Annotated in this window: 22 protein-coding genes; all 22 read right to left on the reverse strand. The window is 33.6% G+C overall.

Annotation, left to right across the window (positions count from 1 at the left end):
• Positions 1-23: 23 nt before the first annotated feature.
• The gene (gene rho / locus QO263_RS00430; RefSeq protein WP_502928680.1) at positions 24-1,385 is read right to left on the reverse strand and encodes a transcription termination factor Rho; all 1,362 of its coding nucleotides are present in this window, start codon (positions 1,383-1,385) and stop codon (positions 24-26) included.
• A 211-nt stretch (positions 1,386-1,596) separates the two neighbouring features.
• The gene (gene glpX, locus QO263_RS00435) at positions 1,597-2,568 is read right to left on the reverse strand and encodes a class II fructose-bisphosphatase (RefSeq protein WP_285625117.1); all 972 of its coding nucleotides are present in this window, start codon (positions 2,566-2,568) and stop codon (positions 1,597-1,599) included.
• A gap of 126 nt (positions 2,569-2,694) precedes the next feature.
• Complete coding sequence (locus QO263_RS00440; protein WP_285625119.1) at positions 2,695-3,999, reverse strand: amidohydrolase; 1,305 nt, start codon at positions 3,997-3,999, stop codon at positions 2,695-2,697.
• Between the two features lie 126 nt (positions 4,000-4,125).
• Positions 4,126-5,217: an ABC transporter substrate-binding protein gene (locus tag QO263_RS00445; protein ID WP_285625122.1), complete on the reverse strand. Its 1,092-nt coding sequence runs from the start codon at positions 5,215-5,217 to the stop codon at positions 4,126-4,128.
• A 33-nt stretch (positions 5,218-5,250) separates the two neighbouring features.
• A complete protein-coding gene (locus QO263_RS00450; RefSeq protein ID WP_285625124.1) occupies positions 5,251-6,312 on the reverse strand; it encodes an ABC transporter ATP-binding protein in 1,062 nt (353 codons plus the stop codon).
• Positions 6,313-6,340: 28 nt separating this feature from the next.
• Positions 6,341-7,126: an ABC transporter permease gene (locus tag QO263_RS00455; RefSeq protein ID WP_285625126.1), complete on the reverse strand. Its 786-nt coding sequence runs from the start codon at positions 7,124-7,126 to the stop codon at positions 6,341-6,343.
• A 5-nt stretch (positions 7,127-7,131) separates the two neighbouring features.
• On the reverse strand, positions 7,132-7,956 hold the full coding sequence (locus tag QO263_RS00460) for an ABC transporter permease (RefSeq protein ID WP_285625128.1): 825 nt from the start codon (positions 7,954-7,956) through the stop codon (positions 7,132-7,134).
• 42 nt (positions 7,957-7,998) lie between these two features.
• A complete protein-coding gene (locus tag QO263_RS00465) occupies positions 7,999-8,922 on the reverse strand; it encodes a nucleoside hydrolase (RefSeq protein WP_285625130.1) in 924 nt (307 codons plus the stop codon).
• Position 8,923: 1 nt separating this feature from the next.
• Complete coding sequence (locus QO263_RS00470) at positions 8,924-9,904, reverse strand: LacI family DNA-binding transcriptional regulator (RefSeq protein ID WP_285625132.1); 981 nt, start codon at positions 9,902-9,904, stop codon at positions 8,924-8,926.
• Between the two features lie 187 nt (positions 9,905-10,091).
• Positions 10,092-10,736: a fructose-6-phosphate aldolase gene (fsa, locus tag QO263_RS00475; protein ID WP_285625134.1), complete on the reverse strand. Its 645-nt coding sequence runs from the start codon at positions 10,734-10,736 to the stop codon at positions 10,092-10,094.
• Positions 10,737-10,747: 11 nt separating this feature from the next.
• Complete coding sequence (locus QO263_RS00480) at positions 10,748-11,599, reverse strand: class II fructose-1,6-bisphosphate aldolase (RefSeq protein WP_285625136.1); 852 nt, start codon at positions 11,597-11,599, stop codon at positions 10,748-10,750.
• Between the two features lie 163 nt (positions 11,600-11,762).
• The gene (locus QO263_RS00485) at positions 11,763-12,422 is read right to left on the reverse strand and encodes a hypothetical protein (RefSeq protein WP_285625138.1); all 660 of its coding nucleotides are present in this window, start codon (positions 12,420-12,422) and stop codon (positions 11,763-11,765) included.
• Between the two features lie 289 nt (positions 12,423-12,711).
• Positions 12,712-13,524: a 3-keto-5-aminohexanoate cleavage enzyme gene (gene kce, locus QO263_RS00490; protein ID WP_285625141.1), complete on the reverse strand. Its 813-nt coding sequence runs from the start codon at positions 13,522-13,524 to the stop codon at positions 12,712-12,714.
• 3 nt (positions 13,525-13,527) lie between these two features.
• Entirely contained in the window at positions 13,528-13,917 is a 390-nt protein-coding gene (gene kal / locus QO263_RS00495) for a 3-aminobutyryl-CoA ammonia lyase (RefSeq protein ID WP_285625143.1), read from the reverse strand.
• 150 nt (positions 13,918-14,067) lie between these two features.
• Positions 14,068-14,451 carry a response regulator gene (locus QO263_RS00500; RefSeq protein WP_285625145.1) on the reverse strand — a complete coding sequence of 128 codons (384 nt, stop codon included), beginning with the start codon at positions 14,449-14,451 and terminating at the stop codon, positions 14,068-14,070.
• A 301-nt stretch (positions 14,452-14,752) separates the two neighbouring features.
• Positions 14,753-16,792, reverse strand: coding sequence for an S-layer homology domain-containing protein (locus QO263_RS00505; protein ID WP_285625148.1), 2,040 nt, complete (start codon positions 16,790-16,792; stop codon positions 14,753-14,755).
• A gap of 348 nt (positions 16,793-17,140) precedes the next feature.
• Entirely contained in the window at positions 17,141-19,717 is a 2,577-nt protein-coding gene (locus tag QO263_RS00510) for a sulfatase-like hydrolase/transferase (RefSeq protein ID WP_285625151.1), read from the reverse strand.
• A gap of 145 nt (positions 19,718-19,862) precedes the next feature.
• Entirely contained in the window at positions 19,863-21,755 is a 1,893-nt protein-coding gene (locus tag QO263_RS00515) for an S-layer homology domain-containing protein (protein ID WP_285625153.1), read from the reverse strand.
• 173 nt (positions 21,756-21,928) lie between these two features.
• Complete coding sequence (locus QO263_RS00520) at positions 21,929-23,350, reverse strand: S-layer homology domain-containing protein (RefSeq protein WP_285625154.1); 1,422 nt, start codon at positions 23,348-23,350, stop codon at positions 21,929-21,931.
• A gap of 25 nt (positions 23,351-23,375) precedes the next feature.
• Positions 23,376-24,458 carry an acyltransferase gene (locus QO263_RS00525; protein WP_285625156.1) on the reverse strand — a complete coding sequence of 361 codons (1,083 nt, stop codon included), beginning with the start codon at positions 24,456-24,458 and terminating at the stop codon, positions 23,376-23,378.
• Positions 24,459-24,791: 333 nt separating this feature from the next.
• Positions 24,792-25,061 (reverse strand): hypothetical protein, encoded by a 270-nt coding sequence (locus QO263_RS00530; protein WP_285625159.1) that lies wholly within the window; start codon positions 25,059-25,061, stop codon positions 24,792-24,794.
• Positions 25,062-25,238: 177 nt separating this feature from the next.
• Positions 25,239-26,264 (reverse strand): stalk domain-containing protein, encoded by a 1,026-nt coding sequence (locus QO263_RS00535; protein ID WP_285625161.1) that lies wholly within the window; start codon positions 26,262-26,264, stop codon positions 25,239-25,241.
• Between the last annotated feature and the right edge of the window lie 67 nt (positions 26,265-26,331).

Here is a 26,331-nt window from a genome sequence, read left to right on the forward strand (position 1 = left end):
GACTTCTTCTCAGAATGACAAAACTATTCCCACATTTTATTTCTAATACTATTTATAAATTCATCATTAGTCTTTGTCAGCACTAACTGTTTTATTAGTGTTTCTGTAACCTCTGATACAGGAGCATTGCTTAATGCCTTTCTTATTCCCCATATTGTCTCAAGTTCTTTTTGATTCATAAGTAAATCTTCTCTTCTAGTACCAGATTTGTTTATATCTATGGCAGGGAATACTCTCTTTTCTGAAAGCTTTCTGTCTAGATGGATTTCCATGTTTCCTGTTCCCTTGAATTCTTCAAATATTACATCGTCCATTCTACTGCCTGTCTCTACAAGAGCCGTAGCAAGTATTGTAAGGCTTCCACCCTCTTCTATATTTCTTGCCGCACCAAAAAACCTTTTAGGTTTATGTAGTGCACCTGGATCCAATCCTCCTGATAATGTTCTCCCAGTTGGTGGTATTGTAAGATTATAGGCTCTAGCAAGTCTTGTAATACTATCTAAAAGTATGACTACATCCTTACCGTGCTCCACTAGTCTCTTTGCTCTTTCAAGGACAATTTCTGCGACCTTTACGTGATTTCCAGGCAATTCATCAAATGTAGAATATACCACATCACCTTTTACAGATCTTTTCATATCTGTGACCTCTTCTGGTCTTTCATCTATCAATAATATTATTATTTCGATTTCAGGGTGATTTTGCACAATTCCATTGGCGATTTTCTTAAGAAAAGTAGTTTTACCTGCTTTAGGGGGGGCTACTATCATTCCTCTTTGCCCTTTTCCTATAGGTGCTATTAAATCTAATAATCTTGTCGATAGCTCGCTGTGGTTTGTTTCAAGTGATATTCTCCTATTGGGAAAAATGGGAGTCAATGTCTCAAAGTCTGGCCTTTTAGTGGCTGTTTCTGGATTTTCTCCATTCACTGCTTTTACGTATAATAAAGCCCTGTATCTTTCTCCTGATTTTGGCGGCCTGGTAATACCAAATATCTTGTCTCCAGTTCCTAAATTAAACCTTCTTATCTGAGAAGGAGATACATATATATCATCATCTCCAGATAAATAATTTTGTGAACGCAAAAAACCATAGCCATCTGTATGAAGCTCTAGTATTCCCTCAGCTTCAGCAGATTCTCCATTTTGTACATATGCATGTATTTTTTCATGTGGTCTTTTTGCAATTGTCTCAGTTAATGTATAGCCATTATTTTCTTCTACGCTTACTGGCTTCAAAGTCTGAGACTCTTCCTTCATAGAATTCTGTAAAATAATATCTATTAGCTCGTCTTTTTTGTATTTTGTAATACTTTTAATTTCCAGATTTTTAGCTATCTGGCGAAGTTCATCTAACTTCTTTTTCTGTAAATCATTGGGATTCAAACTTACACCTCCAAAAAACATTAAATATATATAATTAATTTCCATACTATTGTCATAATATATGGGAAAATTAAGACTCAAGATAACAATTGAATATTCGCAGGAAAAGCAAAGAGAAGTGTATTAAATTTATATTAATAGTATCATTATATAGGATTATAGTCAACTTTTTGAAAAATAAACAATAAAATGCCCAATAAAGGGCATCTTATTATTTCGCATATTCAGGCTTTTTATCTAGTCTATGAATAGTATCAATAAATCTAACAGTTCCAGTTTCTGATCTTGCTACCATTGAATGAGTCTTAGCCACATTGTTTTGATGGTAGACTACGCCTCTTAGCAGCTCGCCATCTGAAATACCTGTAGCTGCAAAAAACACTTCGTTTCCTTTAACTAAGTCGTCCATAGTAAGTACTTTATTTATATCTTCTACGCCCATTTTAATACATCTTTGTCTTTCCTCATCATTCATTGGATATAGCTTCCCTTGGAACTCTCCGCCCATGCATTTTAATGCTGCTGCTGCAATTACTCCTTCCGGTGCTCCACCTATTCCTAAAAGTATATCAACTCCCGCATGTTCAAAGCAAGTAGCCATAGCTGCTGCCACGTCTCCATCCGTAAATAGCTTTATTCTAGCTCCTGCTTTTCTTACCTTATCTATAAGCTCAGCATGTCTTGGTCTATCTATTATTGTAACAGTTAAATCAGATATGTCCTTGTTCAAAGCCTTAGCCACTGCTATTAGATTTTCTTCTACAGGTGCTTCTATGTCAATTTTACCTGCTGCCTTTGGCCCTACAGCTATTTTATCCATATACATGTCTGGTGCATGAAGTAAACAGCCTCTTGGAGCCATAGCCACTACTGCAATAGCATTTGGTAATCCCTTTGCCACTGCTGTAGTTCCATCTACTGGATCCACTGCAATATCTACCTTTAGGCTATTATTTATACATCTGCCGATTTGCTCTCCTATATAAAGCATAGGAGCCTCATCCATTTCTCCTTCGCCAATAACTACAATACCGTCGATATTAAGAGTATCAAACATCTTCCTCATACCGTCTACTGCAGCTTGGTCTGCTGCGTTTTTATCTCCTCTACCTAAGTACCTTGCGCTGGATAATGCAGCCGCTTCTGTAACCCTTACTAAATTCAAAGCCAGATTTCTGTCCATATAATTAACCCTCCTAGGTTTAGTATTCCTTAGTATTCATATAAATAGTATATTCTATTTAATATTTATTTGTCAAAAGTATATCATATAAATTATTAAAATGACTAAGAATACTTATTTTATTTTTTATAAGCTCCTAGCAGCAGACATTACTCTGTTTTTTATATTTTTAAATTCATTAGTCAAAATACTGTAATCTTGAGTAAGTAAAGCCTTATCCTTTACAATGACTTTTCCATTAACTATAACTGTGGAGACATTGCTGGCATTGGCTGAATACACTAATACTGAATAATAATCATAGATGGGCTGCATATTTATGGATTTAGTTTCAACTATTACCAAGTCTGCTTTTTTTCCTATTTCTATTGAGCCGATTTTACTATCTAAATTTAAAGCTCTTGCTCCACCTAATGTAGCCATTTCCACTATTTGATCTGCTGAAAAAATTGTTCTGTCATTGTTCACTAGCTTATGTATTTTTGCAACTAATCCCATCTGAGTAAATATATCTAAAGTATTGCCACTCATAGGTCCGTCTGTACCTAATCCAAGCTTCAAATTCATATTATACATCTTATATGCAGGTGCAACACCATGTGCTCCTTTAGCATTAGCACCAATATTATGTGAAATACCTACTTCTTTTTCCTTTAATATTCTTAAATCTTCATTATTTACGTATATAAGATGTGCACCAACCATTCTAGAGTTTAAGACTCCTATTTTATCTAAATATTGCACAGGAGTTAAATTATACTCCTTCATATACTTTTCACTTTCATAAGTCATTTCTGCTATGTGCATCAATATAGGAACATCTTTGCTCTCAGCAAGGTTAAGGGCTTTTTGCAGGTGCTCAGTATCATTAGTATATGGTGCATGAGGTGCAACAGAAGGAATAATCAATTCATCCTCCTTCCACTTGTCAATGAACCACTGGCAATAATCCAATCCCTCATAGGCTTTGTCTGCATCAGGAGCTACGAAGTCCACTATGGTTTCTCCCAGTACTCCTCTTAGACCAACCTCTTTAGTTGATTTTGCTACTTCATCCTCATAGTAGTACATATCAGCAAAGGTAGTCACTCCTGATAAGGCCATTTCACAGATACCGTATTTGGACCCTAGAGAAACTAATTCTTTGTCTACCAGCATTTTCTCTAAAGGAAATAAATATCTCTTTAATCTGTCAGCAACATCATCTCCAAGACTTCTAAAAGCTGTCATGGCACAGTGAGTATGTGCATTTACAAAGCCTGGAACCAGTATACCTTCTTCTCCATCTATGATTTCATGGTCAGGGTATTTGCTCAATAATTCGTTTCCACCAATATCTACAATAACATCATTATCAATAACAACTACACCGTTTTCAATTATATCCTTATTAGAGTTCATAGTTAAAACAATTACATTTTTTATCAGCATATCACTTATTCGCCTCCCTAGCATCAATTTTATTATGCTTTTAATAGTAAAGAATTTTCCCTAGACTAAAATATATTATACAAGATAAGCACCTAGATTTTCCTAGGTGCTTATCTTTATTGCTTATTAATTGCCACTTGTTATTTCCTTATTCCATCTTTCTATCCATTCGCTATTAACGCTGTTAATGTAATCCCAGTCTGCTAATATCAATTTATCTATTACATCAGCACCATATGTCAATCCTTCAGCTTCTTCTTCTGTAAGTACTACATTTTTATTAGCTGGTGAATCTACTTTATCAATCGCATTAGCTTTCTGAACTTCTTCACTTAGAATCCAATCTATAAACTTTTCAGCTAATTCTTTGTTTTTAGTGCCTTTTACTATATTGATTGTATTTACTACAGCATAAGCACCTTCCTTAGGATCTACCCATTTTGCTGTAGGAACTGCTTCTTTAACTTGGCCAAATGAGAAGTCTTGTCCAGCAACTACAGATACTTCACCTTGGCTGAACATGTTTACGACCTCAGATGATTTAGAATAAATCTTTACTATATTATTGTCTAAAGCTTTAATCTTGCCAAAAATTGCATCTGTGTCTTTTTTAACATCAAGACCTTCTACATCAGCTACTATGAAAGGCATGAAAGGTCCAGCCGTTGTTGTGATATCTGGAACTGTTATCTGTTTAGCTAGAGATTCATCCCAAAGGTCAGCCCATGATTCAATTGGCTTACTTACTTTAGCTTCATCATACATGATTCCATATCTTCCTACAGTATATGCAGGACCATAATCTTCACCAAATGGTGCCTTAGCAACATCATATAGATTTTCTATATTTGGTATATTTGAACGGTCAATCTTTTCAAATAATCCTTCTGATATTGCTTGGATTGCAAAGCCTTCTGCTATTTGAATAATATCCACATTGCTGCTGCCTAGTCTTAGTTTGTTAAGTCTGTCAGCATTGTTGCCTACTTCTAATACAATCTTTACATTATTAGCCTTTTCAAATGGTTCATAGATATTCTTTCTTAATAAATCTTCATTAAATCCCCAAGTTGAAATAACTAATTCTGTAGGTTTACCTGAGTTCCCTTGTTCTGAGTTGTCACCATTAGGTTTATTGTCATCTGCTGCAGGTGAACATGCCACCATAAACATTGACAATGCTATTAATAGTACTAATAATAAGCTAATCTTCTTCATTTGATAATCCTCCTCATAGATTAATAATTTATTTTATTTTACTAAAATAATCTTATCTTTAGGGAAGTAGACACTTACTTTATCGCCTACTTCAAAGGTCTCTAGAGCCTCGTGGTTTACAAGGAAGGTTCCAAGCTCTGTCTCTACCTCGTATTGATAATCCCTTCCCAGAAATGTTCTAACTAGTATCTTTCCATTTATCATGTTAGTACTTTCATTGGAGTTTATACTGCTAATTATTAAATCATCTGGCCTTATAACTCCTTTAGAAGGTTCTATACTATCATACATATCTAAATTATCTACAATAAAGCTAGTATCATTATTGGCTTTTAGCTCTAAGGATTTGTCCTTTTTAGAAATCAGCTTTAAATCGACAAAGTTCTCAAAGCCAACAAATCTTGCTACGAATTCACTTGTTGGATACTTGTAAATCGTTGATGGCTCATCCATCTGCTCAATAACACCATTGTTCATGATGGCAACACTATCTGAAATAGAGAAACACTCTTCCTGATCATGAGTTACATATACAGTTGTAATACCTAGCTCCTGCTGTATTTTTCTTATTTCAACCCTCATTTTCACTCTCAATTTGGCATCTAGATTACTTAAGGGCTCATCCAACAATAACAGGTCGGGCTTAATTACTAAAGCTCTTGCCAAAGCAACTCTTTGCCTTTGACCACCTGATAGCTCTGCTGGAAATCTCTTTTCAAGAGGAAGTAAATCTACGATTTCGAGTATTTCTAAAACTCTTTTTCTCGTTTCAGACTTGCCAACCTTTCTAAGATTCAATCCAAAAGCTACATTGTCATATACACTTAGGTGTGGAAATAATGCATAGCTCTGAAAAACAAATCCGAAATTTCTCTTATGAACAGGAATATTAGAATAATCTTTGCCATCAAAGATAAATTTTCCACCTTGCGAATCTAAGAAACCTGCAATCAATCTTAATGTAGTAGTCTTACCACAGCCACTAGGTCCTAATAAAGACACAAGCTGACCTTTTTCTACCTTTAAGTCTAAATCTTTTAAAATAACATTGTTACCATAAGCAACAGTTATTTTTTCTAAGTTAATCAGTGACATCTGCTACCCTCCTATAATCTACTTGAGCCTATTTGGCAAAATACGCTAAACCCAGAGTTTTTTCAATAATAAACATCAATAAGGCTGTCATTGCCATGAGAATTACTGATAAAGCTGCAATTGTTGGATCAAAATTATATTCCACATGAATGAGCATCTGTATAGGTAAAGTGCTAATACCTGGTCCTGTTAAAAATAGCGATATCGGAACATTATTAAACGAGTTAATAAAAGCAAGAATAAATGCTGCAATCACACCAGACCTAATATTAGGCAATACAACAGTAAAAAAGGTCTTTATCTTATTAGCTCCTAAGCTCATGGAAGCCTCTTCTATAGAGTAATCAAAGCTGCTCAAGCTAGAAGATATAACTCTAATGATATAGGGCATTATAATAATCACATGTCCAATCAATAAGCTTGTGTAAACAGGTAGCTTACTATAAATAACTAGATATTTCAGCAGTGAAAACCCTAAGACTATTCCTGGTATTAATACAGGTGATAGAAATATACTATTAAAGAAGTTCTTTCCTTTAAAATTATATCTGCTAAGTGCATAGGCTGCAGGAATTCCCATTATTAAAGCTATGATAGTGCCAATAATAGATAACTGCATACTAATCAAAAAGGTCTTTCTAAACATCTCTATTTTAAATATATTCGCCATCCACTTTAATGAAAAGCCTTTTGGTGGAAATATCAAAGATTTATCAGGGCCAAAAGATGTTGCAAATATAATAACTAAAGGTGCTAGCAAAAAGAAATATACTAAGAAAGCAAATACTCTTAATCCTGTACTTTTTTTATTCATTGACATCACCCCCTAGAGTTTAATTTCCTTGCAAAGGAATTGATTATGCCACTAACTAAAATTGTGACTACAATCATGACAGTTGCCACAACTGCTGCAGTATCCCAATTAAATAGTGTCATAGCATTTTGATATATAACCGTTGCTAATACTCTTGATTTTGTACCACCTAACAGCTGAGGTGTAGTATAGGCTGTTAAGCTTCCTGTAAATACTAGCACGCTTCCTACTATTAATCCTGGTACACTCAACGGGAAAATCACCTTCATAAAGGCTTTAAATCTTGTTGCGCCTAAGCTTTCAGCAGCCATTACTAAATCTTTATCTATATTTTCTAGTACTCCTACTAAAGATAAAATCATAAGGGGCATAAATAGATATACAAATCCTACAACAATTGAAAACTCGTTATAGAGTAAGGATAAAGGCTCCTTTATTATACCTATCTTAGTGAGAACATTATTTACTATACCATACTTCCCTAGGATAACCATCCAGCTAAAGGATCTGACTACAGGGCTAGTTAGCATAGGAAATACAGCTAGAGCAATATATAGTCCTCTTCTATTGATGCTGGTCTTGCTAATATAATAGGCAGTTGGAAATCCTAAAGCTGCCGCAACTAAAGTCGATATCAACGATAGCTTTAAGGTTCTAAGTAAAATAGTAGTATAGTAGCTATCTGTAAAGAAATCAATATATCTGCTTAATGTAATGCCTCCTTCACTAGTGAATGAGCCTGAAATCAACATAATGAGCGGAAATACTGCAAATATAAGCAGAAATAAAAAGCCCGGGGCTAAAAGTAAATAAAATGAATGTTTTTTCACTTACACCATCCTCTCCTTTAAGTTAACTAGAACATATTCAAATTACTTCATAATGCTTTGCAGAAACATACCCATGAATTTATCCCTATTTAGTTCTAAAGCTACTTTAGCATTTGGTTTTTTCCCATATTTATTATTAAAATCACAGACACTCTGTCCATCACACAATCTACTGGAATATTCCACATCTACAAAATAGTCCTTCATACCGACTATATCTTCATCTATAGCCACAGCAACAGCAAGCGGATCATGAAGCAAGCATCTTCTAATAGGTTTTCCTGAAGAAACTCTATCTATGTAATGCTTTGTAATGCTCATGACAAACTGAGTTAATGCTGAGTTGTTTTCAATTCTATCTAAATCTGATTCAAAAAGCTCTGCCTTTCTAGTTACATCCAATCCAATTAGTTTAATAGGCACTCCGCTATGAAGCACCTCATAGGCACTTTCTGGATCAATATAAAAATTAAATTCAGCTACGGCACTTTCATTGCCAGGTCCATTTACTACTCCCCCCATTATATAGAGTTCTTTTACCTTACCCTTTATTTCTGGGGCTTTTTCAAAGGCCTTTGCTAGATTTGTAAGAGGTGCCAGCATTATCATAGATATTTCATTAGGATGACTATTGATTTCATCTATAATAAAGTCAACAGCATGCTTAGAATTTTTTCCCTTAGTAACAGCTTCCTTCAATTGTCCAGCTAAGCCATTCTCTCCATGTATTGACCCCTTAAAGTAAATTCCTCTAGCCTTAGGCTCATTGCTGCCTTCATAGACCTCTATATCATGACGTTTTAGTAGATTTAATACCTTAAGCGTGTTCTCTGTTGCTAGCTCTACTGGGATATTGCCGCAAACAGTTGTAACACCTCTAATATTAAGCTTTTCACTATTAACAGCTAAAATCAAAGCAAGGGCATCATCTATACCTGTATCTACATCAATTATGACTTGTTTCAATTTAAGTACTCATCCTTTCAATTATCTTATGATTAAATACTCTTAATAAATCTGTTTCTCTTTTTTCTATCATATCTATCAGCAGATTAACCGCTTCAAGTCCCATATCGTATATAGGCTGCTTAACAGTAGTTATGGGAGGATTAAAATAGCTGCTTATAAATATATCATCTAGTCCGATTATCTTAACATCCTTGGGAATATCTATGTTTTTTTCTTTTAATGCCTTAATAGCTCCAATAGCGATTAGATCGTTGCCACAACAAATACCATCAACTTCACTATTTTCAATTAGCTTTAAGGCTCCAGCGTATCCAGCTTCTACAGAATAATCCTTAAGGTATACAATCTTTTCGTCATAGGGAATGTCATTTTCCTTTAATGCACTCATATAGCCCTCAAGACGAGAACGTGACAAAGAATTAACTGTATCTGAAGATATGAAGCCAATATTGGTACATCCCTTATTGAGCAAAAATGTGACTGCATCATAGGTACATTTTTCATTGTCTATTTTTATTCTGCCGACTGGTCTATTAGTTTTAATATCCCTATCAAGTAATACAATGGGAGCTATGCAGTTTTCAAAGCTAGTATCACTGCTATTCTCTACGGCAGTTATGATAATACCATCTACTCTTTTTGATTGTAGTACCTGAAGATATTTTTTCTCCTTATCAGTACTGTTATCCGTATTACAAAGTATAAGTGAATAGCCTCGCTTGTCAGCAGAATCCTCTACTCCTTTAGCTAATTCACTAAAAAACAAATTCATCACATCAGGTATTATCAGCCCTATAGTCTTTGTGTTGTTTATCTTAAGGCTTTTGGCTATGGCATTGGGAATATATCCCTCTCTCTCTACGATTTCCAGAACCCTCTGCCGCGTAGATTCGCTTATAGCTTGGTCTTTTCCATTTAGTATTTTTGAAACAGTAGCAGTTGATACTCCTGCCATTCTAGCTATTCTATTAATACCCATATCTGACCCTTTCCTCATTACATAATATACTAAGGTAAACGATTACCCTATTATATTATATCCAACTCAATAAATCAATATCTATTTATTACATTTATTTTTCCCCTTTATTTTTTCTGCTCATGAAAAAAGAGAAAATCTCCCAAAGGGTTAATTTTCTCTTATCTCATCATAATATTTTTAGTTTTTATTTTGGTACACCTTCCCAGTCCTTTAAAAACCTTTCTATACCTATATCAGTCAAAGGATGATTTAGCATAGCTTGAAATACCTTATATGGCACTGTAGCTATATGAGCACCTGCCTTTGCAGATTGAATTACATGCATTGGATGTCTTATGCTCGCAGATATTATCTCTGTATCTATTCCATGTAAATCAAAGATATCGACTATATCATCTATTACGTCTATACCTTCGTTGCTTATGTCATCCATTCTCCCTACAAATGGGCTTACATATGTGGCACCTGCCCTTGCTGCAAGAAGTGCCTGACTTGCAGAGAATATAAGAGTTACATTAGTTTTGATTCCCTTTTTGCTAAGTACACTGACTGCCTTTAAGCCTTCCTTTGTCATTGGAATCTTTATGACTATATTTTTGTGAATTTTAACTAATTCTAATGCTTCTTCCACCATCCCATCAGCATTTAGGCTTATAACCTCTGCACTAATAGGTCCGTCTACTATGCTGGTTATTTCGTGAATTACCTCTTTAAAATCTCTGCCTTCCTTTGCAATAAGTGATGGGTTTGTAGTTACTCCACATATTACTCCCCAGTCGTTTATTTCTCTTATTTCATCTATATTTGCTGTATCAATAAAAAGTTTCAATATATCACTCCTTACGCTCTGCCTGCTGAGCCAAACATTATCATCTTTTCTGCAATAATCTTCTGCATAGCTTTTCTTGCTGGATCTAAAAGCTTTCTAGGGTCATATTCTTTAGGATTATTTGTTACGACTTCTCTTACTGCATTAGAAAAAGCCATTCTAATATCTGTATCTATATTTATTTTATTTACACCAAGGCTTACTGCTTTTTTAATGCTTTCCTCAGGAACTCCTGATGAGCCGTGAAGTACTATAGGCATATTCAATCTTTCTTTTATGGCCTTTAGTCTATCAAAGTCTAGCTTAGGCTCTCCCTTATATGGTCCATGAGCAGTGCCTATTGCTATGGCTAATGAATCTACTCCTGTTTCTCTAACAAATCTATCGGCTTCATCTACATCTGTAAAAGTAGCTTCTCTATCTGATACTGTAACATCATCTTCTGTTCCGCCTATTTTCCCAAGCTCAGCCTCAACAGAAACTCCTACAGCATGGGCAAGCTCAATTATCTTTTTAGTAACTGCAATATTTCCATCTAGGTCATGTTTAGAGCCATCTATCATAACTGAAGTAAAACCATGTCTAATACATTGCATTATCTGAACAAAATCTGTCCCGTGATCTAAATGTATAACTACTGGAACCTTCGCATTATATGCAGCTATCTGAGCCATTTTAGCAATATATTCAACTCCTGCATATTTGAGTCCACCTTGACTAGCTTGAAGAATAACTGGTGAGTTTGTTTCCTCTGCTGCTGCAACAATAGCCTGAACTATCTCCATATTATTCACATTGAAAGCACCTACAGCATATCCATTTTTATGTGCGTGTTGAAGAACTTCATTTCCTGATACTAGCATGTGTAAAAAACCTCCTTATATTTATATAGCTAAGATATTTTAATCCTTTGTCTAATGTATAGAGATCCTTCGTGAGTAAGGCTTATACTGTCCGTCTCAGGATGACAAAAAAAGCTGTCATTCTGAACGTATGTGAAGAATCTCTTTTTAATCTTGCATTATATCACTTCTTATTTGTATCTTTATTCTGATTTATTGCATCTATACATTCAAAACTGTTTTCGCGAAGAATTATTTTTTCCTTAGACATAAAATTCCTATAGTCATCATTAGTTTCTGCATATATTAGCTTAATACCCTCACAGCTCATGCATCTTAACTCTATTCTATCTGGAAATATGTTCATTTCTATGTTATTTTCACCACAGCTACAGCCTAAAAGTCCACTGCTATCTAGTTCCTTTATTCTTTCAAGGGACTTCATCATTATTTCAGGATTGTTAAAGTAATCTAAAAATTCTAGCTCCTTATAGAATCCATCGCAGTTCATTTCATATTTTTCTATTAATTCGTTGACATCCCCGCAGCTTACTATAAAGCATATTTCTACTCCTGTTTCAATGCATCTTGTAATTATATTTCCTCTTAAAAGCTGTTTTAATGTATATTTGAATGTATGTTTATCTTGACATACGTAGCAATCTATATCCATCCATAAAGACTTATGGTTCTTAGTCTTTATAATAGCATTATGCTGACCACAAGTACATACTATCTCTGTTGTTTTATTTGTAAAAAGCTCAAACAACGAGGTCTCATGCACATTAAGATTATCACATGTACCGCATTTTACAGCAATTGCTATTTTAGTATCAATAAGCATAACATTTTCCCTCCTTACTATATATTTTAATTCTTCATTTGAATAATAATTCCTTCTTGTAAAATATAAATTCGAAATAAAAAAGTAGCTAATACAGGTAATTTTACCTATTAGCTACTTTATGAACAAAATTTAATATTTCTAACAGTAATTAAACTATGGTTAATCATGCGAGATCTTTCGTAAGTAAGGCTTATACTGTCCGTCTCAGGATGACAAGAAAACTGTCATTCTGAACGTATGTGAAGAATCTCTTTTTAAATCTCATTTCCTAACTCTCAATTCTCAATTACTTTAACCCTAATATCTTCCTTGCCTCATCCGGTGTGGCTACCTCTCTGCCTAATTCTTTAGCAAGTCTAACTATTCTTTCCACAAGCTCAGCATTAGACTTTGCAAGGACTCCTTTGCTATAATATACATTATCCTCAAAACCAACTCTTACATGTCCTCCTAGGGTTATTGCAGCTGCTGCTAATGGAAGCTCAAATCTACCTATACCTGCAACAGTCCAAGTAGAGTCAGCCGGTATGCTTTCCACTAAGAATATAAGATCTCTAAGCTCTGCTGTCATGGCTCCTGGAACACCTAAAACAAAATCAAAATGCAATGGTGTATCTACAAGGCCCTTTTTGACAAGCTTTAAAGCATTATTTATCATTCCTCTTTCAAATACTTCAATCTCAGGCTTTACCCCTAGCTCCTTCATTCTCTTCGCAAACTTTTCCATGTACTCTTCACTGTTCATAAATACATCAGGACCAAAGTTGCAGGTTCCACAGCTAAGTGTAGCCATCTCAGGCTTTAACTCTACAGGTTGAAGCCTTTCTTCTGGAGAATGCCATACTGCTCCCCCAGTTGAAGGCTGAAATATAACTGGACATTTTGCTTCGATTTTTTCCTTAATTTCCTTATATACTTCATAATCCTGTGTAGGATTTCCTTCACTATCTCTGGCATGAACATGTACCATAGCTGCCCCTGCTTTATATGCTTCATATGCAGCTTCTGCTATTTCATCTGGAGTTAATGGCAAATTAGGCTGCTCTTTTCTAGTTACCTCTGCCCCTGTAAGTGCTACTGTAATTATTAGCTTCTCCATCAGCTATTCCTCCTTTTTTCTTTGCTTATCTTTAGGAACTACACAAGTCCCTACTGCTTTACATACTACTATAGGCTCTTCTAAAACATCACATGCAGATTCGCTGATATCTGGCCTTGGAGCTATGACTTTTCTAGCTTCAAATATCATTTTTCTAGAAGAATTGCCAGTTTGAGTTATTTCACCTACAGCTTCAATATAATCTCCTGCATACACAGGTGCTTTAAATTCGACACTTTCATATGCTACAAAAAGCCCCTCATCTCCATCGTGTCTTATCAATAATTCAGTTGCCACATCCCCAAATAGTTGAAGCATCTTTGCCCCATCAACTAGATTTCCACCATAATGTGCATCATGCATACTCATTCGCACTCTTATCATAGACTTCATAGTACATCCCTCCTGTTTTTTTTCCCTATATCCCATTATACAGGATGCTCTCAATATTTAGCAATTAATTAAGCAATTATGACAAATATTTAGCAAAAAAACAAAAGAGAACAAGTAAGTTTATTCCTGTTCCCTTCTGTTCCCCCCAATTTAACAAACTCGAGTTCCTTTCGTGGATTTTTCTATAATCTCCTTGACACTGTTTTTAATCTGTTCAACCTCAAATGGCTTAATAATAATTTTTTCTGGATTGGATTGTTTAATTTCATTTATCAGGTCATAGTCTTGGTACCCAGTTAAAATTATGGTTCCAATACTGCAGTTAATTTGCTTTATTGATTTTAATACCTCAGTTCCCTTCATCTTCTCTAACTTCATATCTAGTATTACCACTTGAGGATCAAATTCCTGTACGTTTTCTATAGCCTCTTCCCCTGTTTCTACAGTCATCACCTCATAGTCACTTTTTAAAATTTCTTTCAGTAATACTCTTATGCCGTATTGGTCGTCTACACATAATACTTTCGGCTTCATTGAAGTTGTTCTCCCACAAAAATTCCCCCTTGATTACCTGAATCAATTATATATATTCTTTTTTTGTAATTAAATTCCTGCTAAATATTTGCATTATTTCAAAAAAATTTATCAACCATATATGACACCATCTGACGTTTTTCTAAATATTTTTTAAACTAACTTGATATGCTAGTTAATATAATACGGCATTAGGTCGAAACTTAATGAGTTTATTAGAAAAGCGAAGAAAAAATTTTGCTTCACCTTAAAAAGCAAAAAAAGCTGGAGCAATTCCAACTTTTTCTGCTAAATATGCGCTTTAATCTTCTATATCTATTTCAACAATGGATCCATTGAGTATTGTAAATTCGCCTTCGTCTCCTTTTAGTAAATCTTCAATTTTAGCATTTCTAACATTTTTTATATAAATCTTTACATTTTTGTGAACAGGATAAGAGTATTCCTTATCTGTATCTTCTTCCTTTATTTTTAGTGTAGTGCCTAGAAAATCTTTAGTTATGCTTATTATTTCACCTTCAATAATCTTTTCTGCATTCTCAGCATCTATAGATACCACTACACCGTCTTCAAGCACTAGCTTAGCATACATACCTATCTTTAAATCAGCTAAAGCTTTATTTTTTCCATCTATTTTCACTTTTGCATCTGCTTTTATATCATATGTTTTCTTATCTATGGCAATTTTATTGTATCTTCTAGTAAGCTCTAGGTTAGTTATGCTTCCCTCTACCTCTTCAGCCTTTGCTACAGTGTCGATATATACATCTACAATAACATCATTTAGTATCTCAAATTCTCCTTTGTCACCTTTTCTAATATCTTCTATCTTTGCATTTCTTAAGCCTTCTATATAAACACTAGCATCCTTTTGAACTAAATAAATATATTCCTTATTAGTTTTGTTCTCTTTTATTTTTAGTGAAGTACCTTGCACACTTTTAGTTATATCTATTACATTACCGCTGATAGTTTTTTCTTTATTTTCAGCATCTATATACATTACTACATCTTCTTCAAGCCTTGCATCGACATACATACCTAATTTTAAATCTGCTAATTCTTTGTTTCTTCCGTCAATTTTTACTTTTGCTTCTGCATCTAAATCATAGGTTTTCTTATCTATAGTAATCTTGTTGTATCTTCTTGATAGCTCAATGTTAGTTATATAGCCTTTAACAGTTTCAACTGGCTTTACATATTTTCTTGCAACTTCGATTTTTATCACTCTATTTTTTCTATCAACTACTGCTGTCACTTCGTCGTCCTTTTGAATGCCTGAAAAGCTTCCATTTTCACCTTTGAAGCTAACTTCTACATCATCTACCACTTCAAACATTATTATCATAGTCTCTGCTTGTATAGCAAGTTTATATGGCTTTGATTTGTTTATTTCTTTTACAGTACCTTTATATCTGGTAATTATCTTATCATCTTCAATAACATCTACTACTTCAATAAACACTACTTTTCCATCTTTAATTTCCATCTTTACCTTTGTACCTACTTTTATATCATCAATGTCTATTCTCTTATCATCCTGATATACTCTTACTCTGCTATCCAAGTCAAAAGTTTCTGTCTTATCCTTTGTTTTGACTGATATTTTATTGCTATAAATTCTAGTTACCTCACCTGATACAGCCCCATCTTTTCCAGTATCTACCTTGTCGTCAATTCTTGAAAAAAGTACAGCCATTTCTGCTCTAGTCATAGTTCCCATTGGATTGAATCTTTTTTGGTTATCACCTTGCATAAGTCCAAAATCATTTACAAGATACACATAGCCTACTGAACCCTGTGGTACTAGGGCAGCATCTACAAAAGGTATTTCCTTGTTCATATTTTTCTGAGCTTCCTTTTCGTAGCCCAAGGCTCTTACTACATATTTTGCAACTTCATGTCTCAATGCAGGATCATTAGGTTTGAAATACATCATATCAACATCATCAAGTATTCCTTTTTCATAAGCAATTGTAACATAACCTGTAGCCCAATTAGCTACCTTATCTCCCTTATATTTCTTTGGAAGATTTGTTATTCCCTTAGCTTCCTCTTCCCAGCCCATTACTCTTAGCGACATTATAATGGCTTCTAGCTTTGTAACTGCAGCCTTAGGAGCAAACATATCATTGCCTACCCCAAAAATGAATCCTTTTTGGAACATCTTCTCTATAGATTTTTCTGCCCACTTGAAAGCATCGATATCATTAAAAGTTTTTTTAGCTAGTCCTGGCGGTACCATTCCATTTCCCCAGCCACTAGCATGTACAGACGTCATGCCTATACTAAACACTAATACTAGTGTTAATGTAAGTGAAATTATTTTCTTCATCCTCATACAATATTACCTCCTAATGTTTGTTTGTAATATATATTCGGGAATTTACGAGATTATTTTAGGGTGGTTATATTTCATTTGTGTTACAAATCAATGTTATTTTTTGTTACCCTAGCATAGGCAGGTTGCTGAAATATTTGATTTTGTGCAAGTCGCTTATACAGGAGCTAAAAAAAGGACAAAATGCATAGCATTCTGTCCGAGGTTGCTGAAAAAGTCCGTTTTTTGTTTGTCATTCTGAGACGCAGTCGAAGATATATGTTTTCAATGCAAGAGAGATCCTTCTCTTACGCTCAGGATGACATAAATAGACTTTTTCAGCGGTATCATTCTGTCCCATATCTTTCTTTAAGGTAACAATTCATCAGTATAAAATCCGTCTACTCCATTTGCCTCCAACTCTTTTCTTAACTCAGGCTCATTTATAGTATGAGCATATACAAAGACATTTTCTGATTTAAGTTTTACTGGCAGCTCTGTTCTTGCCCTTTCTATGGGCATAGTAACAGCAAAAATCTCATGTCTCCTTACAAAATCTATCAGCTCATCATCTGGATACTCAGATGAATATAAGGTCAATATAATATTTGTATAGCCCATCCCCTGTACAGGAATGAATTCGTCCATCTTATATATCTGTGGAATAAATTTAGCTATCAAGTCAGGATATCTTTCTTTAATAAGCTTCAAAGCCTTTATATTGTCACTTTTTATGTCTGTAACTATATATACATCTCTATGCTCATAGAGCCACTCTGCCAAGTCCTCCAAGGACATTTGTGTAAGACCATTTATCATATTAAAGCTCTTGAATTCTTCAGTGCTATATGCCTTTGACTCTTCAGAGAATAGCTCATTCACCTTCTCCTTCCACTCATGAATAAGCACCAGGTTTTCATCAGTAGTCCATTCAAAATCCAGCTCTATGAATTTATATCCATTCTCAACGCTTTTATCAATTGCCTCTCTTGAATTAGTATAATATAGTCCCTCTATTTTCCCACCTGCATGAGAAATCAACGTTTCTGGCACAATACGCTTATTAGCAGCTTCTCCGTCTTTAGACATTTCTTCTCTATCCGTAAAGTATTTACTTAGCAAATCATTTTTCAGAATATAATTTGACTTGTTTATTTCCCTAATGGCTCTTTCATAATCCTCTCTGCACTTTTCTAAATCCACAGGCTGTCTGGTATTTATATTCCAAGCTCTGCTATTATTGTATATTCCATCCCTAGACATAGAAAATACCATATCATCTTTTATATATGAGCCCTTTAGCATATAGGTTTGTTGGGCAACAAAGCCTTCTTTAGCATTTACTAAATCCTGTCCAAGCATTATACCCTTTTTGTTTTCAATTCCCAGTAGATTCAGTACTGTAGGTAAAAAATCTATTTGCCCGCCTGTGGTACTTATCCTCTGATTAATTCCTGATTTAGGCATATGGATTATGAAGGGTATATTCATCATTTCGTCAAAATCATACTCATAACCTAGATATTCTGTCATTTGTTTTTTATTTTCTTCGTCTATTGAAGATAATCCAAAATGATCCCCATATATATTGATTATTGTGTTTTCATATAATCCTTCTTCTTTCAATTGTTGAATAAATTCACCTAAAGCAGTATCTGCATGGTTAATAGATTGAATATAGTTTCCAAACAAAGTGCTTTCATGTTCTTCTTTTAGCTTGATTTTCTTAAATTCATCAGGCATTTCAAAGGGATGATGACTTGATAAGGTAACTAAAAAGGCATAGTAAGGCTCCTTCATAGATTTAATATAATCCATTGACTGCATAAAGAACTCACTATCATTTATTCCTAAACCAATTGTAGCTCCCACACTATTATAGTCGTTATCAGCATTGTAGTACCTGTCAAATCCCTGATAAGGGTATGCCTTATCTCTGTTCCAAAAGTCCCCTTTATATCCATGGAAAGCTGCTGTACTATAGCCACTATCCTTTAATATCCAAGGCAGTCCATAGTATGTGTTGTTATAATACCATAGATAGGTCTGCCCATCCATTGCAGGATATAATGAATTATGAGACACAAACTCTGCATCAGATGTATTGCCTCTGCCTAGCTGCTGATAATATTGGTCAAAATATATACTATCTTCCTTTATTAGCTTGTTTAAATTAGGTGTTATTTCCTGACCTTCGTATTCTCTATCTATGACAAAGTTTTGAAGTCCTTCTACTTGAATAGTTATTACATTTTTGTTCTTAGCTATTCCATACAGATTTTTTTCCTTATTACTTACTTTTTCTATTGATTCCTTCAACAATTCATCTATATCTTCACCCTCATATTTTGAAAAAAAGGTATTGTATATATCACCTATATGATAAGTAAAAAATTCTTGATGAAACAAGTTAATGTTGTCACTAAAAGCATTCACAGAAACAACAGACAAAATTACTATAGCCAATGCGCCTAATGCAATGCCAAAGGATTGTTTTTTTCCTAAGGTATTTATCCTACTAGATAATATGATTTTGCGACTATAGATATAGTAAATAATCAAAGGTATGATATCAGCAACTAATAGAAAATTGACTGGCTCTAGCACATAAGATATACTTTCTCCTACTGAACTAAGCTGATTAACTTGCTTCAATACAACTATAGAAGTAAGTTGATTAAAATGCTTAAAATATGCTGAATCTATGAACATTATTAAAGCTATTAATGAATATAGAGTTAGGAGAACTACATCACGTCTTTTCCCTTTGAACATGTTAATTAATGCAATGATAAAAACTATATACATTGAACTTATTATGCTTAGCCTTAGACTTACATTTCCATTGCCAATTAAGATATTATAGATTAATGCCTTAATTAGGAAAAGAACTAGCAATGCTATATTTTCAAGTTTTTGTACTCTGTGTTTTTTTGTTATATTCATAGCAACCATCCTCATAAAGTAAAAAATTTTATTTACATTCAAATTAGATTATATAATACTGATGTCTCAATGGCAACTTTCCAATATAAAAAACCTAAGGCTTGGGAGTTTCCTCCTTGCCCTAGGCTCTTTTAATTACTAGCTCTTATTTTTCGTATGGAATAATTATACTCTTTGCTTCTATGAAGGAGTCATTGTAGTCGCCTATGATGATTACCTCGTCTCCAACCTCTAGCTTGCTTTCACGTACTGTATTCCCATACAAATCTATGAATGTAGTATATCCTGAATATACTATTGTCTTTTCAGCATATGTGCCATCCTCATCATCTACTGTTACAGTGATGAGACTGTGTTTTGTTGTTATACTGCTTATATTTCCTATGATAATTTGATTCTTTTGTCTAGTGAGAGCATAAAGTGAAACTATTTCGTCACCCTCTACTGTGAAATCAACATAATACCCTACTTTTAAATCATAAAGCTCTGCTCTTTCCTTATCTAGTCTTACGGTTGCTCCTAATCCAAGATAATAGGTCTCTTTTTCTCCTTTACTATTTAGTATAGTAATCTCAGGTTTTTTAGCCTGAAGTATAGAAACTATAGAGCCTTCTCCTTCTTTTTTAACTATCTTAGCTTCTATATCAGTGATTACTCCATCTTCTACTTCTATAGTTACATCATCACCTTTTCTAAGGTCTGTAACCTTACCTCTGCTTTTATTTCTATATATAGACACGTTCTTGTCTAAGGGATATTCAAATGTTTCCTTATCTTTATCTTGAATGACTAGTAAATAATCACTTGAAGATAATTTTATTTCTTTAATAGTTCCTGTAAGCTTTAAGTATTTACTTTTAGCCTTTATTACAGTTATCTTGCTATTTCTTACTTTAATTTCAATAGAATCTCCATCTTTAATATCCCTGAAAAATGCTTCCTCTCCATTTAAAGTGATATCTACATTAGGATCAAGATAGAAGGCTTTTCTTTCAGTTGTTTTTGATTTGTCATCTTTAGTATATTCTATTGTAAGCATTTGAGGACTAGTTTGGATAGTAGACCTTACCTTTCCCTCATATTCCTCATTTATTCCCTCTGCGCTAAAGGATATGACTTTATTATCCTCTGTAATCTCTGCTTCAAACTTTAGCCCTTCAATAAGCTCGCTATAATCTATTTTACTTCCATCAAGCTTTACAATGGTCTTTTCATTGACTATATATGTAGTTTTAGTTCCTATTTTGTTTTCGATTGTGACATATAATTCATTAGGTGCTCTCAATATGCTAGATATAGTGCCCATTATGGTTTGAGTCTTAACTACAACTTCTTCATTATTTAAAGGTCTGTTTAATAAAAGGTTTGAAACCATATAATCGTATCCTATGGATAGCATTTTTGCCATGGCATCCCTCGTAATAGGAGAAGTCGGATTGAACTTTCCTTGTGCATCTCCATCTGGGTTGATTATGCCTTTATTTACCATCATATACACATATCTTTGATCTTCTGCTCCTATAAAGTCTACGTCTTTGAATGAAAGCTTAACTACAAGAGGTTTTTTTGCTTCTTCTTCAAGGGCCATAGCCTTAGTTAGCCAACGAGCTATCTCTACTCTTTGAGCAACTGCTTCTTTATTATTTAGGTAAAAACCTTTTGCTTCAGTTTCAGTTATTACTCCTGCTGCCAATGCTACTGCTATGCCGTCTTGAGCCCATGTTGGTATGTTTTGCTGAGTTAAAAAGGCTTGATGTGTTTGTCTAGCCTGTGCTGTTTTAGTTGCATCCATTCCCATCATTCTCGCCATCATAATAGCTGCTTGTACCTTTGTAACATTCCCACTAGGGTTAAAATTTCCCGCTCCATCACCAGTAATTATACCCGCTTTACTTACCTTATCTATGTAATCTTTTGCCCAATGGTTGCTAGGGACGTCCTTGAAATTTTGTGCAAATGCTACCGTGTTTGTAAAGATGAATAATAAAGCTAATACAAGTGAAAGTTTTTTTAGATGCTTTTCTGTTCTTCTGTACATTGATACTTCGCCCTCCCTCTTAAATTTAATAGATAATATATTCTTTAAATAATGCTTAAATCCTTCTATTTTCGATAAAATATATCGTTTTTAGGACATATTGACTAACTATTAGACAGCTAATCAATATGTAAGACGATATTTACAGATATTTGTTCCATATTTGGCTGCTTCTAATTTAATCTGAACTTTTCAAAGGTTCCTTTTACCAATATAATTCCTTCTTCTCTAGTAACATTACTTTTTGGTGATACTCTATTGTCTCCTACACCACTTAGAATGCCATAGTTATTCATAAAGCCTACGGCTTCTAATGCCCAATTAGAAATATCGCCTTTATCCGCAAAGCTAACATCGCAATTGCCCTCTATCAAGGATTCATCTACTGTTCTCAATGTTCTATAAAGCATAGCAGCTATTTCTTCTCTTGTAACTTTCGTATTTGGTGAAAACTGTGTTTCGTCAACTCCATTTACGATGCCTAAAGCATTTGCCTTTAATATTTCTAGATTGCTTGTATCCATAAATCTATTTGTAACGGGTGCAATTGCTTCTTCTCCAGACATTGCTTCATATAACCTTACTATCAATTCACAAAGCTCTTCTCTTGTTATATCCTGTTGAAGATTTTCAATAATATTATCTGTAACTAGATTATATTCTCTTGCCTTCTCAATTTGAGCTATGCCCCAGCTTGAAGGAAGTATATCATCAGTATAAAATCCATCAACTCCATATAGCTCTAGCTCTTGTCTTATCCCATGATTATTGATTGTATGAGCATATACAAACACATTTTCTATTTTTAGCTTACTTGGCAGTTCAGTCCTTGCCCTACTTATTGGCATAGTGACAGCAAAGATCTGATGGTCTTTCACAAAATCTAACAGTTCATCATCTGAATAATTAGACATATATAAAGTCAGTATAACATTTGTATAACCTAACTCTTGTACAGGAATAAACTCGTCTATTTTATATATCTGTGGTATAAATTGAGCTGTTAAATCAGGATATCTGTCTCTTATAAGCTTCAATGCTTCAATGTTACAAGTCTTTATGTCAGTAACTATATATACATCTTCATGACCATAAAGCCAATCTGCTAAATCATCTAAGATCATCTGATTAAGGCCTTCTATCATACTAAAGCTCTTAAATTCCTCTGAACTATACATTTTAGACTCCACACCAAAAGCACTATTTACATATCCTCCCCAATCATGGATAAGAGCTAGGTTTCCATCAATAGTCCATTCAAAATCCAGTTCTATAAACCTATACCCATTTTCATAGCTTCTATCTATGGATTCTATAGAGTTAGTATAGGATTTTCCTTTTACTCTCCCTCCAGCATGTGAAACCAAGTTTTCAGGAATAAGCTTCGTAATAGCAGGATTTATTTCATTTAATGTTTCTTTTTCATCTGTTATATGGAATTCTACATTTACATAGATATCATCATACCCATTTTCCATATTAGAATCAGAAGCATTTACCACAATGACTGATGTTGCAGCTAACAACAATGAACCTACCATAGCACTGATAATCTTTCTTTTCTCTAAACTAAAGCCTTTTCTAATTGCATCCATGAGTCCATCTCCGTATATTGATTATTTATTTTGGAACAACCTTATTTAATAATGGTATCCTTTGCAAAATCACAACTGCAAGATAGGATACTATAAATGTGATGCTGCCTACTAGTGGTATCCCTATTATAGGATTAAAGGATGAAGCATCTATGATGATGCCAATATCTCCAGAAGAAATAATGTCCAGTACCAGTAAATGTACTAGATATATTCCAAAGCTTGCCCTATTAAAGCTTGAAATCAGCTTATTTATAATAGGACTTTCCCCAATAATTTTATCCCAGTTTATATTTTTAAACAATAGATATACCATTATAGACATGAATATAATATTAGGAGCTAAATATGAATACAGATGTGGAACAAGGACTCCGTCATTATTTTTAGTCAATACATATGTTCCATATACAGTCACAATCATTCCTAAAAGTCCAAGAGCATAAGCAGCTTTCCTTTGCTTCCTTGAAAAACTATATTTTTCGATGAAAAAACCTAACACATAGTAACCTAGACTCCAATGGAAAAAGCTTAAATTAAAGCCTATATTATACTCTGTAAATTTTTCAAGAAATGCAATTATTCCATTAGATATAAACCAGACTACTATAAAATATATCAAGCTCTCTTTTCTTGCATTATTTACATATGGCTTGATAATAGGTGTAATCAAGTATAGTCCTACTAGCATATAAAGATACCACAAATGAATGTGTACATTACCTGTATAGATGTTTTTTAAAAATGATATAATTAACGACACATCCCACTGAATAACTACTTCATTTTTTCTTATCATATACAATAAGCTCCAAAATACCAGAGGGATAATCACCTTTATAAGCCTTTTTCTTAAAAATAGAAGTACACTTTCTTCTCTATCATTGTATAGCATAAGTCTACCACTAATAAGTATTAGTACAGGTACACTCCATCTGGTAATAGAATCTGCTAGATTACCTACCCACCACCATTTAATACCATAGGTATTCGTACTTGCTGCAAATGGGGCTGAGACATGTAATACTACAACTGCAAATATTGAAAGGATTCTCAATATATCTATATATATAATTCTAGAGGTTTTTTCAGTTCTAATGTGAATCACTCCTTAAAAAAGACTCTAAAATCCGAAGCCACTGAGAAACCTTAATTTTCTTGCTTGTCATTCTGAAACGTAGTTGAAGATGTATGTTTTCAATACATGAGAGATCCTTCGCTAACGCTCAGGATGACAAAAGAGAACTTTTTCAGTGGCCTCTACAATCCACCGCTTATTGTTTTCCCTAGACTCATGCTATAAAATATGTATTTTACTTGATTATAGCATAATTATGTCTACGACATCAAGGAAAGTATTGCATTGAAGTTTTTTATTTGTCATTTCAAAATAAAAAGAGACAAGAATGATAAGAATATTATCCTCTTGTCCTAACCCTAATTATTTTGCTCCTTTAATTACTCTAATTTCAACATCTTGTTTCTCAATCTTTTTATCTACTTCATCTACTTTCTTTTCAAGTGTTGTTAATTTCTCATAGGTTTGTTTATATCCATCAAATAATGTTTTTTGGTTCATATCCATTTTATCTTCCATTGCAACCAACTTCTGCTCAATTTTAATTAAATCTTCCCTAGTCACCATATTAAGTTTCATATCTTGCATTTCGATATACATCTTTTCCATTAATTCAAATATCTTATCATCCATTCGACATTCTCCTCTTGATAAGAAAATAATCATATCTATTATAATCTAATTATATTATATCATTTTGCAGATATTTTAAAAGTACTTTCTGCAACATAGCAATAGTCAATGCCCTTGAAATATGTCATAAAAAAATGAGACAATAAGAATAATTACTATCCTATTGTCTCATTATACTTACCTTAGAGTTATATTCCCTCGTGAATCAAATTTAAAATAGTATTTTGTATAATTATCTTCGATATAACCATCAATATAAGCATCTGGGAATTCATAACTTATTTCTGAATAAAGATCCTCTAAATAATCTTCTATCTCATATGTATATAGGTCATCTAAATAATTTCTGTTTGTAGCAGTAACATATACCTCAATATCATCTTCATCGCCATATAACGTGATTTTGAAATATACTCCCCCATACTCGTCATAATTTCTATTTAGATAATCTTCCAAATCGCTCAGATCTGTTACATATTTACTATTTTTAAGTTCTGTCACTAGTTTTCCCTTTGTACTCAAATAAAATTTTACTAATTTTTTATCATTTGAACTATCTTCTATATAACCAGTTATATCAGCATTTTTAAATTCTTTTTTAACATCATCTATTATGTACTGAATAAACTTCTCAATCTTAGTATCACTCAATGCATTCCATTTAGAATAATAATCATCAAGGTCTACATAAATCTCTACCTCAATATCATCTTTATCTCCATATAATTCTATGTCAAATGCAACCTTCTCATATTTTCCGTATTCTTTATTAAGATAGTCCTCTAATTCACCTAAAGTATACTTAGAACCTTTTTTTGTTGTAGCTAATTCAGCTTCAAGCTGTGCAACCTTTGTCTCTAATTCATTTATTTTCGTTTGTTTTTGCATTATTTGCTGACTTAGATACGCTATGTTTGGATCAGGTTTATCGGTGATATCAATTCTTAAATTTGTTCCATCCCAGTTAATATTTTTATTAAAAATATTGCTTAATGCCCTTAAAGGTACGTATGTAGTTCCGTCAATTATAAAGGGCTTTACTTCTAATTGTACCTGCTGATTGTTAGAAAAAATCTTAATGTCACCAAACCATGCTTTTAAGTCTTTAAAACCGTTATCGGCAAATGCTATTGAGGTCAAAAATAAGCTTAGTATCAAAGCAGTAGTGATTACTGCCATCCTTTTTCTTGATGTAGATTTCATTTGTTACCATCTCCTTTATCACAGTTATTACTTATATTTTATAACTATATCCATGATATGTCAAAGA

The organism is Proteiniborus sp. MB09-C3 (assembly GCF_030263895.1).
Taxonomy (GTDB): Bacteria; Bacillota; Clostridia; order Tissierellales; family Proteiniboraceae; genus Proteiniborus.

Bases quoted from the DNA above. Each gene is read 5' to 3' on its own strand.
- glpX (WP_285625117.1), bottom strand. From the start codon at position 2,568: ATGGACAGAAATCTGGCTTTGAATTTAGTAAGGGTTACAGAAGCGGCT.
- QO263_RS00440 (WP_285625119.1), bottom strand. From the start codon at position 3,999: ATGCTGATAAAAAATGTAATTGTTTTAACTATGAACTCTAATAAGGAT.
- QO263_RS00445 (WP_285625122.1), bottom strand. From the start codon at position 5,217: ATGAAGAAGATTAGCTTATTATTAGTACTATTAATAGCATTGTCAATG.
- QO263_RS00450 (WP_285625124.1), bottom strand. From the start codon at position 6,312: ATGTCACTGATTAACTTAGAAAAAATAACTGTTGCTTATGGTAACAAT.
- QO263_RS00455 (WP_285625126.1), bottom strand. From the start codon at position 7,126: ATGAATAAAAAAAGTACAGGATTAAGAGTATTTGCTTTCTTAGTATAT.
- QO263_RS00470 (WP_285625132.1), bottom strand. From the start codon at position 9,904: ATGGGTATTAATAGAATAGCTAGAATGGCAGGAGTATCAACTGCTACT.
- QO263_RS00480 (WP_285625136.1), bottom strand. From the start codon at position 11,599: ATGCTAGTATCAGGAAATGAAGTTCTTCAACACGCACATAAAAATGGA.
- QO263_RS00485 (WP_285625138.1), bottom strand. From the start codon at position 12,422: ATGCTTATTGATACTAAAATAGCAATTGCTGTAAAATGCGGTACATGT.
- kce (WP_285625141.1), bottom strand. From the start codon at position 13,524: ATGGAGAAGCTAATAATTACAGTAGCACTTACAGGGGCAGAGGTAACT.
- kal (WP_285625143.1), bottom strand. From the start codon at position 13,917: ATGAAGTCTATGATAAGAGTGCGAATGAGTATGCATGATGCACATTAT.
- QO263_RS00500 (WP_285625145.1), bottom strand. From the start codon at position 14,451: ATGAAGCCGAAAGTATTATGTGTAGACGACCAATACGGCATAAGAGTA.
- QO263_RS00505 (WP_285625148.1), bottom strand. From the start codon at position 16,792: ATGAGGATGAAGAAAATAATTTCACTTACATTAACACTAGTATTAGTG.
- QO263_RS00510 (WP_285625151.1), bottom strand. From the start codon at position 19,717: ATGAATATAACAAAAAAACACAGAGTACAAAAACTTGAAAATATAGCA.
- QO263_RS00515 (WP_285625153.1), bottom strand. From the start codon at position 21,755: ATGTACAGAAGAACAGAAAAGCATCTAAAAAAACTTTCACTTGTATTA.
- QO263_RS00520 (WP_285625154.1), bottom strand. From the start codon at position 23,350: ATGGATGCAATTAGAAAAGGCTTTAGTTTAGAGAAAAGAAAGATTATC.
- QO263_RS00530 (WP_285625159.1), bottom strand. From the start codon at position 25,061: ATGGATGATAAGATATTTGAATTAATGGAAAAGATGTATATCGAAATG.
- QO263_RS00535 (WP_285625161.1), bottom strand. From the start codon at position 26,264: ATGAAATCTACATCAAGAAAAAGGATGGCAGTAATCACTACTGCTTTG.